General features: G+C 67.2%; 11 protein-coding genes. 7 read left to right on the top strand and 4 right to left on the bottom strand.

What is annotated here, in order from left to right; all coding sequences use genetic code 11:
* The first annotated feature begins 63 nt into the window (after positions 1-63).
* The 6 genes from ACOGW9_RS07665 to rpsJ all read left to right on the top strand — a co-directional run bounded on the left by ACOGW9_RS07665 (position 64) and on the right by rpsJ (position 8,862).
* The gene (locus tag ACOGW9_RS07665; RefSeq protein WP_419909955.1) at positions 64-4,029 is read left to right on the top strand and encodes a DNA-directed RNA polymerase subunit beta'; all 3,966 of its coding nucleotides are present in this window, start codon (positions 64-66) and stop codon (positions 4,027-4,029) included.
* Positions 4,030-4,186: 157 nt separating this feature from the next.
* Positions 4,187-4,558 (top strand): 30S ribosomal protein S12, encoded by a 372-nt coding sequence (gene rpsL, locus ACOGW9_RS07660; RefSeq protein ID WP_419909953.1) that lies wholly within the window; start codon positions 4,187-4,189, stop codon positions 4,556-4,558.
* 1 nt (position 4,559) lies between these two features.
* Positions 4,560-5,030, top strand: coding sequence for a 30S ribosomal protein S7 (rpsG, locus tag ACOGW9_RS07655; protein ID WP_419909951.1), 471 nt, complete (start codon positions 4,560-4,562; stop codon positions 5,028-5,030).
* A 38-nt stretch (positions 5,031-5,068) separates the two neighbouring features.
* Positions 5,069-7,153: an elongation factor G gene (gene fusA / locus ACOGW9_RS07650; protein ID WP_419909949.1), complete on the top strand. Its 2,085-nt coding sequence runs from the start codon at positions 5,069-5,071 to the stop codon at positions 7,151-7,153.
* A 190-nt stretch (positions 7,154-7,343) separates the two neighbouring features.
* Positions 7,344-8,528: an elongation factor Tu gene (tuf, locus tag ACOGW9_RS07645; protein ID WP_419909947.1), complete on the top strand. Its 1,185-nt coding sequence runs from the start codon at positions 7,344-7,346 to the stop codon at positions 8,526-8,528.
* A gap of 19 nt (positions 8,529-8,547) precedes the next feature.
* Complete coding sequence (gene rpsJ, locus ACOGW9_RS07640; RefSeq protein WP_323671069.1) at positions 8,548-8,862, top strand: 30S ribosomal protein S10; 315 nt, start codon at positions 8,548-8,550, stop codon at positions 8,860-8,862.
* 36 nt (positions 8,863-8,898) lie between these two features.
* Here the strand turns inward: rpsJ and ACOGW9_RS07635 are convergent, their stop codons facing one another.
* Genes ACOGW9_RS07635 through ACOGW9_RS07620 form a run of 4 tightly spaced genes read right to left on the bottom strand, consistent with a single transcriptional unit; the run spans position 8,899 to position 12,887 of the window.
* Positions 8,899-9,150: a MoaD/ThiS family protein gene (locus ACOGW9_RS07635; protein ID WP_419909945.1), complete on the bottom strand. Its 252-nt coding sequence runs from the start codon at positions 9,148-9,150 to the stop codon at positions 8,899-8,901.
* Positions 9,151-9,192: 42 nt separating this feature from the next.
* Entirely contained in the window at positions 9,193-11,466 is a 2,274-nt protein-coding gene (locus tag ACOGW9_RS07630; protein ID WP_419909943.1) for a xanthine dehydrogenase family protein molybdopterin-binding subunit, read from the bottom strand.
* A gap of 51 nt (positions 11,467-11,517) precedes the next feature.
* The gene (locus tag ACOGW9_RS07625) at positions 11,518-11,997 is read right to left on the bottom strand and encodes a (2Fe-2S)-binding protein (protein WP_419909941.1); all 480 of its coding nucleotides are present in this window, start codon (positions 11,995-11,997) and stop codon (positions 11,518-11,520) included.
* A complete protein-coding gene (locus ACOGW9_RS07620) occupies positions 11,997-12,887 on the bottom strand; it encodes an FAD binding domain-containing protein (RefSeq protein WP_419909939.1) in 891 nt (296 codons plus the stop codon). Before ACOGW9_RS07620 ends, ACOGW9_RS07625 begins: the two co-directional genes overlap by 1 nt.
* A gap of 224 nt (positions 12,888-13,111) precedes the next feature.
* Here ACOGW9_RS07620 and ACOGW9_RS07615 point away from each other — a divergent pair, with 224 nt between their 5' ends.
* Positions 13,112-14,278: an ROK family transcriptional regulator gene (locus tag ACOGW9_RS07615; protein WP_419909937.1), complete on the top strand. Its 1,167-nt coding sequence runs from the start codon at positions 13,112-13,114 to the stop codon at positions 14,276-14,278.
* Positions 14,279-14,280: the final 2 nt, after the last annotated feature.

The following is a 14,280-nucleotide window of genomic DNA, read 5'->3' as shown; positions in this document are numbered from 1 at the left end:
GCGGCACTGACAACCACTGACCGAGACTCGACGAGCCAGACACACGGGGCCAGAAACACTCACATGATCGACGTCAACGACTTTTCTGACATCCGGATCGGCTTGGCTACTGCCGACGCCATCCGCACATGGTCCAACGGCGAGGTGCGCAAGCCCGAGACCATCAACTACCGCACGCTCAAGCCCGAGAAGGACGGCTTGTTCTGCGAGAAGATCTTCGGTCCCACCAAGGACTGGGAGTGCGGCTGCGGCAAGTACAAGCGCGTCAGGTTCAAGGGCATCATCTGCGAGCGCTGCGGCGTGGAAGTCACCCGCTCCAAGGTGCGACGTGAGCGGATGGGCCACATCGAGCTGGCGGCTCCGGTGGTGCACATCTGGTACCTGCGGGGCACCCGTTCGTGGCTGGCGTACTTCCTGACGGGCCTCGATCCCCGCCAGGAGCTCAAGGCCAAGGCGCTCGAGCGGGTCATCTACTTCGCCGCCAATCTCGTCACCAAGGTCGACAGCGAGAAACTGCACGCGGACCTGCCCCAGCTCGAAGCCGAGAAGGCCGAGGAGCTCACGGTCATCGACGAGGAGCTGGCCGAACGGCGAGCTGAGCGACTCAAGGAGCTCGAAGACGAGCTCGCATCGCTGGAGTCCGAGGGTGCGCGCGACCGCGAGATTAAGTCCAGCCAGCGCGAGGCCGATCGGGACCTCGAAGCGCTGGACGAGGAGGCCGCCGAGGAGAAGGACCTCGTCGAGCGGACCTTCAGCGCGCTCTCCGAGCTGCACGAGCGGATGATCGTCGACGACGAGGATCTGTGGCGCGAGCTGGAGGACCGCTACGGCCAGTACTTCGAGGGCGGCATGGGCGCCGAGGCCATAGCGCAGCTCATGGCCAACATGGACTTCGACGTCGAGGAGGCCGAGCTTCGCGCCGCCATCGAGGCGTCCGACGGCCGGCGCCCGCTGTCTGCGCAGCGCAAGCAGAAGGCGATCAAGCGGCTCAAGATCCTGAGCGCCTTCAACCGCCGCGACGAGCACGGCCGCCGCATCAATGACCCGCGGGCGATGATCCTCGACGCGGTGCCCTGCATCCCGCCAGACCTGCGCCCGATGGTGCAGCTCGACGGCGGCCGGTTCGCGACCTCGGATCTGAACGACCTCTACAGGCGTGTCATCAACCGCAACAACCGGTTGAAGCGGCTGCTGGACCTGCGGGCGCCCGAGATCATCGTCAACAACGAGAAGCGCATGCTGCAGGAAGCCGTCGATGCGCTGTTCGACAACGGCCGGCGCGGTCGGCCTGTGACAGGCCCCGGCAACCGGGCGCTCAAGTCGCTGTCGGACATGCTCAAGGGCAAGCAGGGGCGCTTCCGCCAGAACCTGCTCGGCAAGCGAGTGGACTACTCGGGACGCTCGGTGATCGTCGCGGGGCCCACGCTGCGCCTGCACCAGTGCGGGCTGCCCAAGCTGATGGCGCTGGAGCTGTTCAAGCCGTTCGTCATGAAGCGGCTGGTGGACTCCGAGATCGCCCAGAACATCAAGTCGGCCAAGCGGATGGTGGAGCGCCGCCGCGCCGACGTCTGGGACGTGCTCGAGGACGTCATCAAGGAGCACCCGGTGCTGCTGAACCGGGCGCCCACGCTGCACCGGCTGGGCATCCAGGCCTTCGAGCCGCTGCTGGTGGAAGGCAAGGCCGTGCAGATCCACCCGTTGGTGTGCGCTGCGTTCAATGCCGACTTCGACGGCGACCAGATGGCAGTGCACCTGCCGCTGTCCTCGGAGGCCCAGGCCGAGGCCCGGGTGCTGATGCTGTCGGCCAACAACATTCTCAGCCCCGCGGACGGCCGCCCGATGACGGTGCCCAGCCAGGACCTGCTGATCGGCAGCTACTACCTGACCGAGCTGCGCGGCAGCGACGGCACTGCCGAAGCGGACGCCGACAAGCCGGTTTTCCGCCACCTGCACCAGATCCAGCGGGCGCTCGAAGGGTCCCAGGTCGGGCTTCATGAGCTGATCGAGTGGCGCATTCCCGAGCTCAGTGACGGCAACGGCGGCTACGAGCCCACCACGGCGGGCCGAGCGCTGTTCAATGCTGCGCTGCCCGACGACTTCGAGTACGTAAACCGGCCGGTGCGCAAGGGCGACATGGGCCGCATAGTGCGAGCCCTGTCGGACAACTACTCCACCAGCGACATCGCCGTCAGCCTCGACAACATGAAGGACCTCTGCTACGAGTACGCGAGCCGATCGGGCTTGACGATCTCGGTCGACGACGTGCGCACGCCGCCGGACAAGGCCGAGATCCTCGAACGCCACGAGAGCGAGGCGGAGCGGGTCGAGACCCAGTTCCGGCGCGGCATCATCACCGACGGCGAGCGGCGTCAGAAGGAAGTGGAGATCTGGACCGACGCCACCGACGAGGTGCGCCGCTCGCTCGAGGCTGAGCTGGCCCGCACGACGTTCAACCCGATCGACATGATGGTCGGGTCCGGCGCCCGCGGGAACATGATGCAGGTGCGCCAGATCGCGGCGATCCGCGGCCTGGTGGCCAACCCTCGCGGCGACATCATCCCGCGCCCGATCAAGTCGTCGTACCGCGAGGGTCTCGCCACTTTGGAGTACTTCATCTCCACGCCTGGCGCCCGCAAGGGCCTGGTCGACACCGCGCTGCGGACGGCCGACTCGGGCTATCTCACTCGCCGGCTGGTCGATGTGGCCCAAGAGCTGATCATCAACAGCGAGGACCCCTTCGAACGATCTGGCCCCGTGAACGGGCTGTGGATCGAGGATGTCTTCGCTGACCGTCCCGACAGGCGCACCCATCTCGACACTCGGCTGTTCAGCCGCTGTCTGGCGTCAGAGGTGGCGCTCAGCGATGGCAGCGTGCTCGAAGCCGGTCGCCTCATCGGCGAGGACGAGCTGATTGCCCTGCGTGACGATCCCGAGGTCACCCGGGTGCGCGTGCTGTCCCCGCTCACCGACGACTCAGAATTCGGCGTGTCGGCGATGGCCTACGGCGGTTCGCTGGCGACCGGCAAGCTCATCGAGGTGGGCGAGGCGGTCGGCGTGATCGCTGCCCAGTCCATCGGCGAGCCGGGCACGCAGCTGACCATGAGGACGTTCCACACCGGCGGCGTCATCGGCGGCGAGAACATCGCCGGCGGTCTGCCCCGGGTGGTCGAGCTGTTCGAAGCTCGCACCCCGCGCGGCAAGGCCGTGCTGGCCCGCCGCTCAGGTGTGGTGCGCATCGGCGAGGACGACGGTCGGGGGCGCCAGATCGACGTCATCGGTGATGACGGCTCCGAGGACACCTACACGGTGCCGTCCATGTCGCGGCTCGCCGTGACCGACGGGCAGGACATCCGCGCCGGCGACCCGCTCGTGGACGGACCGCGCGATCCCAAGGAGCTCATCGAGATCCGTGGCGTGCGCGAGACCCAGCAGTACCTCGTCTCCGAGGTGCAGAAGGTGTACCGCGAGCAGGGCGTGTCGATCCATGACAAGCACATCGAGCTGATCATCCGCCAGATGACCAGGCGGGTGCTCGTCGGCGAGCAGGGCGATTCGCCGTTCCTGCCCGGCGAACAGGTCGACCAGCGGAACTACCGCGAGGCCAACCGCGAGCTGGTGGCCCAAAGCCGCCGCCCCGCCGAGGGACGCCCGATCATCATGGGCATCACGAAGGCTTCGCTCGCGACCGAGTCGTGGCTCTCGGCTGCCTCCTTCCAGGAGACGACCCGCGTGCTGACCGAGGCTGCCATCGAGTCGCGTCGCGACAGCCTGAAGGGCCTCAAGGAGAACATCATCATCGGCAAGCTGATTCCGGCGGGCACCGGTCAGGACGTGTACCGCAACATCGACACGATTGCCCCCGAGTACGAGCCGATGGAGTTCTGGTCGTCCGAGGAAGCCCAAGACCCAGCAGCGTGGCTCGCGTCGATCGGCGAAGAGGCTGGCCTCGACCCCAATGGCCTCGACCCGAATGGCCTCAATCCGGATGGCTCGGCGGACAACGTGGCGTCGATCGTCGACGCCAGCTGAACCGACCCCTGCGCGTGCGGTTGCCAGTTGTGGCGCTGGGACGCGCTGCCTAGCCTTGAGCGCCGGTTTCGGCGCGTTGCCGGTGGGGCAATGCGCAGATTTGCCGGCTCCTGTCCATGAGCCTGTCCCCTGACAGCCCCAACCCGCAGAGGTCTTCGTGCCGACGATCCAGCAGCTGGTCCGCAAGGGCCGCAAGTCGAAGTCGACGAAGGTGCGCACGCCTGCGTTGAAGGGATCGCCGCAACGGCGAGGGGTCTGCACCCGCGTCTACACCCACACCCCGAAAAAGCCGAATTCCGCTCTGCGCAAGGTCGCTCGCGTACGCCTCACCAGCGGTGTCGAGGTGACGGCGTACATCCCCGGCGAGGGACACAACCTCCAAGAGCACAGCATCGTGCTGGTCCGCGGCGGCCGCGTGAAAGACCTCCCCGGCGTTCGCTACAAGATCATCCGTGGCGCACTCGACGCTTCGGGCGTGAACTCCCGCCGGCAAGCGCGCTCGCGCTACGGCGCCAAGCGGGAGTCCTGACATGCCCCGCCGAGGCGCAGCGCCCCGCCGCGACATCGACCCCGATCCCGTCTACGAGTCCACGCTGGTCACCCAGTTCATCAACAAGGTGCTGCGGCGCGGCAAGCGCTCGTTGGCCGAGCGCATCGTGTACGGGGCAATGGACCTCGTCGGCGAGCGCACCGGCGGCGAGCCGCTCGAGATCCTCAAGCGTGCGGTGGACAACACCCGACCCCAGGTCGAGGTGAAGAGCCGCCGGGTGGGCGGCGCCACATACCAGGTGCCGGTCGAGGTGCGGCCCCGCCGTGCCACCGCCCTGGCCATCCGCTGGATCGTGGGCTTCGCCCGCGAGCGCCGCGAACGCACCATGTCCGAACGTCTTGCGAACGAGCTGATGGATGCCTCCAACGGCACCGGCTCGGCGGCCAAGCGGCGCGAGGACACGCACCGCATGGCAGAGGCCAACAAGGCCTTCGCGCACTACCGCTGGTGATCTGATCGGGATATCTGATCAATTGAGGCACGTCTGAAATGGCTCGAACGCAACCTCTCGACCGCGTCCGCAACATCGGGATCATGGCCCACATCGATGCGGGCAAGACCACAGTGACCGAGCGGATCCTCTACTACACCGGCGTCAACTACAAGATCGGCGAGGTCCACGACGGCGCCGCCACGATGGACTGGATGGAGCAGGAGCAGGAACGGGGCATCACCATCACCTCCGCTGCCACCACCTGCCACTGGAACGACCACGTCATCAACATCATCGACACGCCGGGCCACGTCGACTTCACCGTCGAGGTGGAGCGCTCGCTGCGGGTGCTGGACGGGGCCGTTGCGGTCTTCGACGGCGTCGCCGGCGTCGAGCCGCAGACCGAGACTGTCTGGCGGCAGGCCGACCGCTACGGCGTGCCCCGCATGTGCTTCATCAACAAGCTGGACCGCACGGGAGCGTCGTTCTTCGGCTCGCTGGCCAGCATCGAGGACCGGTTGACGCCCAACACGGCGGTGCTGCAGCTTCCCATCGGCATCGAGGCCGGCTTCGAGGGCGTGGTCGACCTTGTCGAGATGAACGCAGTGGTGTGGAAGGGCGACGACCTCGGCGCCACCTACGACACGATCGAGATCCCCGCTGATCTGGCCGATCAGGCGTCCGAATATCGCAGCCTGCTGCTCGAGCGTCTTGCTGATGTCGACGAGGACATCATGCTGGCGTACCTCGAAGGCGACGATGTCGACGTTGCCACCGTGCGCCGCGCGATCCGGCAGGGCACGATCGACGGTCAGATCGTGCCGGTGCTCACCGGCAGCGCATTCAAGAACAAGGGCGTGCAGCCGCTGCTCGATGCGGTCAATACCTATCTGCCCTCGCCGGTGGACATTCCCGCGATCGGCGGCAGCTCGCTGAACGGCAGCGAGGAGCTCGAGCGCAAGCCGAGCGACGATGAGCCGTTCTCGGCACTCGCGTTCAAGATCATGACCGATCCCCACGTCGGCAAGCTGACCTATTTCCGGGTGTACAGCGGGAGCTTCGAGCGGGGCGGTCAGGTGCTCAACACCACTACCGGCAACCGCGAGCGCATCGGCCGCATCCTGCAGATGCACGCCAACAACCGCGAAGACCGCGAGAACATCGCGACCGGCGACATCGTTGCCGGGATCGGGCTCAAGAACACCCGCACCGGCGACACGCTGTGCGATTCGTCCAAGCCGATCGTGCTCGAGCAGCTCGACTTTCCTGATCCGGTCGTGCATGTCGCCGTCGAGCCGAAGTCCAAGGGCGACCAGGACAAGCTGGGCCGGGCCCTGACCGCGCTCAGCGAGGAAGACCCCACCTTCCAGGTCAAGACCGATCACGAGACCGGCCAGACCGTGATCTCGGGCATGGGCGAGCTGCACCTCGAGGTGCTCGTCGACCGGATGCTGCGGGAGTTCAAGGTGGACGCGTCCATCGGCAAGCCGCAGGTGGCTTACCGCGAGACGATCACCTCACCGGTCGAGAAGTTCGAGTACCGCCACATCAAGCAGACCGGCGGCTCGGGCCAGTACGCGGTAGTGGTCATCAACCTGCGCCCGTCAGAGCCCGGTGAGGGGTATGTGTTCGAGGACAGCATCCGCGGCGGCGTGATCCCGCGTGAGTACATCAGCTCGGTCGATGCTGGCCTGCAGTCGTCGCTGGAGAACGGCCCGCTGGCCGGCTTCCCGCTGGTCGATGTGTCTGTCGATCTCATCGACGGCAATCACCACGACGTCGACTCCTCAGAGATGGCGTTCAAGATCGCCGGCACGATGGCCATGCGCGACGCCGCCCGCCTGGCGCGACCGGTCCTGCTGGAACCGGTGATGTCGGTCGAGGTGGTGACGCCCGAGGACTACATGGGCGACGTCATCGGCGACCTCAACTCCCGCCGTGGACGTGTCGGGCAGATGGAGCTGCGCGGCGTCAATCAGGTGATCGATGCCAAGGTGCCGCTGTCGGAGATGTTCGGCTACGCCAACGACCTGCGGTCTCGTACCCAGGGCCGAGCCACCTACAGCATGCAGTTCGACAACTACGAGCAAGTGCCGCGCACCATCGCCGAGGAGATCATCAAGCGCATCCGCGGTGAATGACCCTGCCAGCCGCCGGCGGGCGGGCCGCGGCCGGTCCCGTTGCGGGCGAATTCGGCCGGGCTTATTGGAACTGGGCCACGGCATCCCTAGCCTCACACCGTTCATAACGGTGAAGAAACAAAGAAAACAGACAACCCTGCACCTCACTCACACCCGATAGGCGAGCAGAACCCCGAAAGGCGGGTACGACATGGCAAAAGAGCGTTTCGAGCGGACCAAGCCTCACGTCAACGTGGGCACGATGGGACACATCGACCACGGCAAGACGACACTGACGGCTGCCATCACGCGTGTGCTGTCCGAACAGGTCGGCGGCCAGGCAACGGCGTTCGACGAGATCGACAAGGCGCCCGAAGAGCGCGAGCGTGGCATCACGATTTCGATTGCTCACGTCGAGTACGAGACGGCCAACCGGCACTACGCGCACGTCGACATGCCCGGTCACGCCGACTACATCAAGAACATGATCACCGGCGCCGCCCAGGTGGACGGCGCCATCCTGGTGGTGTCCGCTGCTGACGGCCCGATGCCCCAGACGCGTGAGCACGTGCTGCTGGCTCGTCAGGTCGGCGTGCCCTACATCGTGGTCGCGCTCAACAAGGTCGACATGGTTGACGACGAGGAGCTCCTCGAGCTCGTCGAGCTCGAGGTGCGTGAGCTGCTCAGCGAGTATGAGTTCCCCGGCGACGACGTCCCAGTCGTGCGTGTCTCCGCGCTGAACGCGCTGGAGGGCGACGCGGCAGCAGCCGAACAGGTCGTCGAGCTGATGAACGCGGTCGACGAGTACGTGCCCGAGCCCGAGCGCGACACCGACCGTCCGTTCCTGATGCCGATCGAAGACGTGTTCTCGATCACCGGCCGCGGCACCGTGGTGACCGGCAAGATCGAGCAGGGCGTCATCAACTCCGGTGACGAGATCGAGATCGTCGGCATCCGTGACACCCAGACCACCACCGTGACCGGCGTGGAGATGTTCCGCAAGATCCTCGACCAGGGCCAGGCGGGCGACAACGTCGGTCTGCTGCTGCGAGGCACCGGCAAGGACGAGGTCGAGCGCGGCCAGGTCTGCACCCAGAAGGCTGCGATCACGCCGCACACCAAGTTTGAGGCGCAGGTGTACGTGCTCACCAAGGAGGAGGGCGGCCGGCACAAGCCGTTCTTCTCGAACTACCGGCCGCAGTTCTACTTCCGCACCACCGACATCACCGGCGTGGTCGACCTTCCCGCAGGCACCGAGATGTGCATGCCGGGCGACAACACCGAGATGACGGTCGAGCTGATCAACCCGATCGCGATGGACGAAGGCTTGCGCTTCGCCATCCGCGAGGGCGGCCGCACGGTGGGTGCCGGCCGGGTCACCAAGATCATCCAGTAGGACAGGCGGGAACAGATCGATGGCAGCACCTCGCATCCGGATGCGCCTCAAGGCCTACGACCACGAGATCGTGGACCAGTCGGCGCAGAAGATCACCGAGACGGTGCTGCGCACCAACGCCAAGGTGCGGGGCCCGGTGCCGCTGCCCACCGAGAAGCATCGCTACACGGTCGTGCGGTCCCCCCATAAGGACAAGGACTCGCGCGAGCACTTCGAGATGCGGATCCACAAGCGTCTCATCGATGTGATCGACCCCACCGACAAGACGGTCGACTCGCTCCAGCGTCTCGACCTGCCCGCCGGCGTCGAGATCGAACTCAAAGTCCAGCCTTAGCGCGCTACCCGCCCGCGAGCGGGCGCAGTGCTGGCTCTATCCGCCCGCGAGCGGGCGGACTAAGTGCACCTCTGAGGTTGGGGTGAGGGCTTCTAACCAAGGGTCGGGGATGATCTCGCCGTCGATTGCGACTGCGGTGGACGATGTCTCGACGAGGTGTGCGTTGAGCGACGGGTAGCGCTCTGCGAGCTGCCGCACGAGGTCGCGCACATTCGCCGCGTCGATGGTGACCTCAGATGTGCCGCCGGTGTGCTGGCGCTGGTCGGTCGAGAAATGAACGACCGCCATCGAGTTGCCTCGACGAATCGGCTCAGCGAGCTCGGGTGCTGATCAGCTCTCGGCGGCTGTCAGCGCTTCGAGCACTCGCGGTGGCGAGAGCGGCAGGTCACCGATGCGCACGCCGGTGGCATCGGCCACGGCGTTGGCCATCACCGGCAGCGGCGGCACGATGCCTACCTCGCCGACACCGCGCACGCCATAGGGATGCGACGGGTTCGGCACCTCCACGATGCAGGTCTCGATCATGGGCAGGTCTGATGCCACCGGGATGCGGTAGTCGAGGAATCCCGGGTTCTCGAGGTTGCCGTCGTCTGAGTAGATGTACTCCTCATTGAGCGCCCAGCCGATGCCCTGCACCACGCCGCCCTGCATCTGGCCTTCCACGTAGCTCGGGTGAATCGCTGTGCCGGCGTCCTGCGCGGTGGTGTAGCGCTCGACGGTCACCCGCCCGGTTTCCTCGTCGACCGACACGTCGGCGACCTGAACCGAGAAGGCCGGGCCGGCGCCCCGGGCATTCAGCGACGCAGTGGCGCCCAGCGGGCCGCCGGTGCGCTTGGCATTGCCGGTGATGGCGGCCAGCGTCAGCGGTTCCTGCTCGCCAGGTCCGTGCACGGCCGAGCCGTCCACCCACTCGACCTCTTCCACATCGCAATCCCAGGTCTTGGCCGCACGCTTGCGCAGCTGCTCCTTGAGATCGCGGCAGGCCTCCACGACGGCCATGCCCGTCGCGAATGTGGCGCGGCTGCCCTCGGTCACGTCGGTGAAGCCGACGACCTCGGTGTCGCCCACGACCGGCTGAATCAGGTGCACGTCGAGGCCCAGCTCCTCGGCGGCCATCAGCGCCATCGACGCCCGGCTGCCGCCGATGTCGGGGCTGCCGGTGATCACCGTGGCGGTGCCGTTCTCGTTCAGGTTGACCGTCGCGCTCGACGCCTCGCCGATGTTGAACCAGAAGCCGCTGGCCACGCCGCGGCCCTGCCCGTCGGGCAAGTCCGACTGGTAGTGGTCGCTGTCGCGGATCGCCTCGAGGCACTCCCGCAGGCCGATCATCGGCCACTTGGGCCCGTACGGCGTCGGGTCGCCCTGCGAGGGGCAGTTCTGGATGCGCAGGTCGATCGGGTCCATGCCCACACGCGCCGCGATCTCGTCGACCACCGAGTCCATCGCGAAGGCCGCCGCGGGTGCCGACGGCGCCCGGTAGGCCACGTTGACCGGCCGGTTGAGCACCACGTCGAAGCCCTCCACATAGAGGTGATCGAGGGTGTAGGCCGACACGACGCACATGCAGCCGAGCATCGCGGCAATGCCCTGGAAGGCCCCGTTCTCGTAGGCCAGCCAAGCCTTCGCCGTGGTGATCGTGCCGTCGTCGCGGGCGCCCACCTTCATCTTGATGATGGCCCCAGGTGCGGGGCCGGTCGCCCGGAACACGTCCTCGCGGCTCATCACGATCTTGACCGGCCGGCCGGCCTTCGTCGAGAGCAGCGCCGCCACCGGCTCGATGTAGATCGTCGTCTTGCCGCCGAAGCCGCCGCCGATCTCTGCGGGGATCACCTTGATGCGCGAGGTGTCCCAGCCCAGCACCGTGGCTGTCGACGAGCGCACCATGAAGTGGCCCTGGGAGGAGGCCCAGATGACCGCCTTGCCTTCCTGGTCGCAGTCGACCACGCAGGCGTGCGGCTCGATGTAACCCTGGTGCACGGCCTGGGTCGAGAACTCCCGCTCGATCACGATGTCGGCCTCGGCGAACCCCTGCTCGACATCGCCGCGTTCGTACACCGTGCGGGCCGCGATGTTCGACGGCTCGGTGGGCCGCGGCTCGACGCCGCGGGTGAACAGGTTGTCGTGCAGCACCGGTGCGTCGTCAGCCATCGCGTCGGCGATGTTCAGCACGTGGGGCAGCAACTCGTAGGTGACCTCGATGGCCTCCGCCGCTGCCTTGGCCTCACGGCGCGTCGACGCCGCCACCGCAGCCACGGCGTGGCCGCTGTACAGGACCGTGTCGCGGGCGATGACCGTGCACATCAGGTTGCGTGTCGCGCCCTTGGGCGGCGCTTCGGGGAAGTCAGCACCGGTCACCACGGCCTTCACGCCGGGCATCGCCTCGGCGGCCGACGTGTCGATCGACACGATCCGTGCATGGGGATGGGGCGAACGCAGGATGTGCCCGTACAGCATCCCCGGCAGGTTCAGGTCGGCCGCGTAGCGGGCCTTGCCGGCGACCTTGTCGAGTCCGTCGTGGCGGACGGGGCGGGTGCCGACCCAGCGGTATCCGCTGGCCCCGTTGCCGTTGGTGCCGGTGCTCGCTGCAGCTTCAGTGGTGCTCATGTTCTGGTGTCCTTCTGCGGTGTCGGGTGAGTCTCAGCCAGCCGACGTCAATCAGGCTGGGGTACGGATCTGGACGGCGGCCTCGAGCACCGAGCGCACGATCTTGTCGTACCCGGTGCAGCGGCACAGGTTGCCGGCGAGCGCGTAGCGCACTTCGGTTTCGGTGGGGTCCGGGTTCTCGTCGAGCAGTGCCTTGGCGGCGATGAGGAACCCGGGCGTGCAGATGCCGCATTGCAGCGCAGCGCCTTCGAGGAAGCACTGCTGCAGCGGGTGCAGTTCATCTGCGCTGGCGAGACCCTCGCAGGTGGTGATGGAGGCGCCGTGGGCCTCCGGAGCGAAGATCAGGCAGGCGCACTGCAAGCGGCCGTCCATGATGACCGAGCACGCGCCGCAGTCGCCGGTGCCGCAGCCTTCCTTGGCCCCGATCAGCCCCAGCTCGTCTCGCAGGGCGTTGAGCAGCGATTCGCCGTCTTCGGTCAGAAAATCAACAGCGTCGCCGTTGACCTCGCAGTTCACATGGGTGCGGCTCATCAGGAGACCCCTTCTTGATTGCTGGTCTGTCCGTTGCGTGTGCGAATCCGGTCGGCGGCGATGCCGGCGGCTCGGCGGGTGAGCACGCCGGCGACCTGGCGCCGGTAGTTGATCGTGCCCCGCTTGTCGTCGATGGGGTTGCAGGCATCGCTCGCCGCCGCGGCAGCGGCCGCCAGCGCAGCGTCGTCGAGGCTGCTGCCCACAAGCGCTGCCTCCGCGGCGGGCACCCGCACGACGGTGGGCGCAACCGCTCCGAGCGCAACGGCAGCTGCGCTCACGTTGCCGCTGTCGTCCAGCGTGAGCCGGACGCCCGCACCCACCACGGCGATGTCCATCTCGGTGCGAGGGATGAGTCGCAGGTAGGCATCGGAGGTACGGGCGGCTGGCCGGGCGAGCTCGAGGCACACCACGATCTCGTCGTGCGCCAGCGATGTCTGGCCGGGTCCGGTCACCACGTCGGCGACGGGCACCCGCCGCTCGCCGCCGCCACCCGCAATGACGGCGACGGCATCGTTCACCACCAGGGCCGGCACCGAGTCGGCGGCAGGGGAGGCATTGCACAGGTTGCCGCCGAGGCTGCAGCGGTTCTGGATCTGGTCCGACCCGATCAGGCCCGAAGCCTCCGACAGGCCCGGGAAGTCGGCGGTGAAAGCGGCGTCTGCGGTCAGCACCGAGGTCGGCACCGCTGCGCCGACGCTCCAGGTCTCGCCCTCGAGACTCACTGACATCAGCCGGTCGATCTTCTTGAGATCGATCACCAACGACGGCTCGGGCCGGCCGCCACGCATCTGCGGCACCACGTCGGTGGCACCGGCAAACACGATGGCGTCGCCGTCGGCAGCCAGCAGGGCTCTGGCCTCGTCAATGGTGGTCGGCGCGGCGTATCTCATGCGGCGCATCTCCCTCGTGTGCGGCGGATAGCGGCGGATTCGGCAGCGCTGCCGTACAGACGGCGGCACTCCCGGCAGCGGACGATAGTTGCGCCAGCGACTGTCGGCACGATCCAGACGAGAGCGACTCGGTTCGCCAACCGGGTCTTGACATGCGCTATTTGTAAGGTAGTGTTACTAACAATATGCCGGAAGTAGCGGGGGCAGCGGCATCAGGTTCCGCGATGTTGCGGCTGCTGAGCGGCCAGCGGATCGCTGACGCGCTGTTTACAGCGCATCCGGGGCGCATGTCCCGCGCTGAGATTGCTCGCGCGACCGGACTGTCCAAGCCGACGGTGTCGGCATTGATGGCAGACATGGAGTCGGTCGGATTGGTCCGGCTGGCTGAGGACAGCGCCCGTTCGGGTTCGATCGGACGACCGGCGGCGCTGTACGAGCTGGTGCCCTCGGCTCGACACTGCGTGATTGCCGATGTCGGCGCGACAACGCTGCGAGCCGGTCTCGCTGATCTGCTGGGCAACGTCGTCGCAGAGGCGGTCGTCGAGACCGGCCCCGATGCGCGCACGGCCCTGGAGCGGCTGGTTCAGGCGGTGTCGCCGATGCTCGAGGCGGCTGGATCGCCGTGTCATGCAGTGTGTGTCGGCGTACCGGGGATCTACCGGCCAGAACTGGACCGGGTCGAACAGTCCCTCAGCCTGCCCGGCTTCGACGATGTGGGGGTGGCCCAGCTCCTGGGCGACGAATTCGGCGCCCGGGTGTTCGTGGAGAACGACGTCAATCTGGCTGCCCTGGGCGAGCTGACCTGCCTGGACGATGAAGACGGCGGGGGAGACTTCGCCGCAGTGTTTGCCGGGACCGGCATCGGTCTGGGCCTGGTGGTCGGGGGAAAGCTGTACCGCGGCGGCACCGGATCGGCGGGCGAGCTGGGGTCGCTGGTGGTGGCGATGCCCGAGCCCGATGCGGCGCCGGTGACGCTCGAGGACGTGGCGTCGGCGCCGTCGATTCGCAAGCGCCTGGGTCAGGCCATAGAGGAAGGCCGAGAGTCAGCGCTGGATCTGAGTGCCGATGTCGCCGAGATCATCGTCGCGGCGAGCCGCAACGATGCGGCCGCTGCTGCCGTATTCGGTGAAGTTGTCGATGCGATGGCGTTGGCGGTGTCGCATCTCTGCCTCATCGCGGACCCCACTCGCATCGTGTTCGGCGGCCCGATCGGGGCGGACCAGCTGTTCGTGGACGCGGTGCGCGATCGTCTCGGGAGCCTCGTCACGGTCCCGCCTGCCCTGATGGCGTCGAGCCTGGGGGAGCGGGCGACGCTCATCGGCGCCGCGTCCGTGTCGCAACGACACGTCCGCGAGTCGCTGATCTCAGAAGTGCTCGGAGAGCAGCAGTGAGT

It is taken from the genome of Candidatus Poriferisodalis sp. (assembly GCF_965203655.1).
Lineage (GTDB): Bacteria > Actinomycetota > Acidimicrobiia > Acidimicrobiales > Poriferisodalaceae > Poriferisodalis.
Note: the sequence above shows the minus strand (reverse complement) of the source record. Positions and strands in the feature narration are given on the sequence as shown.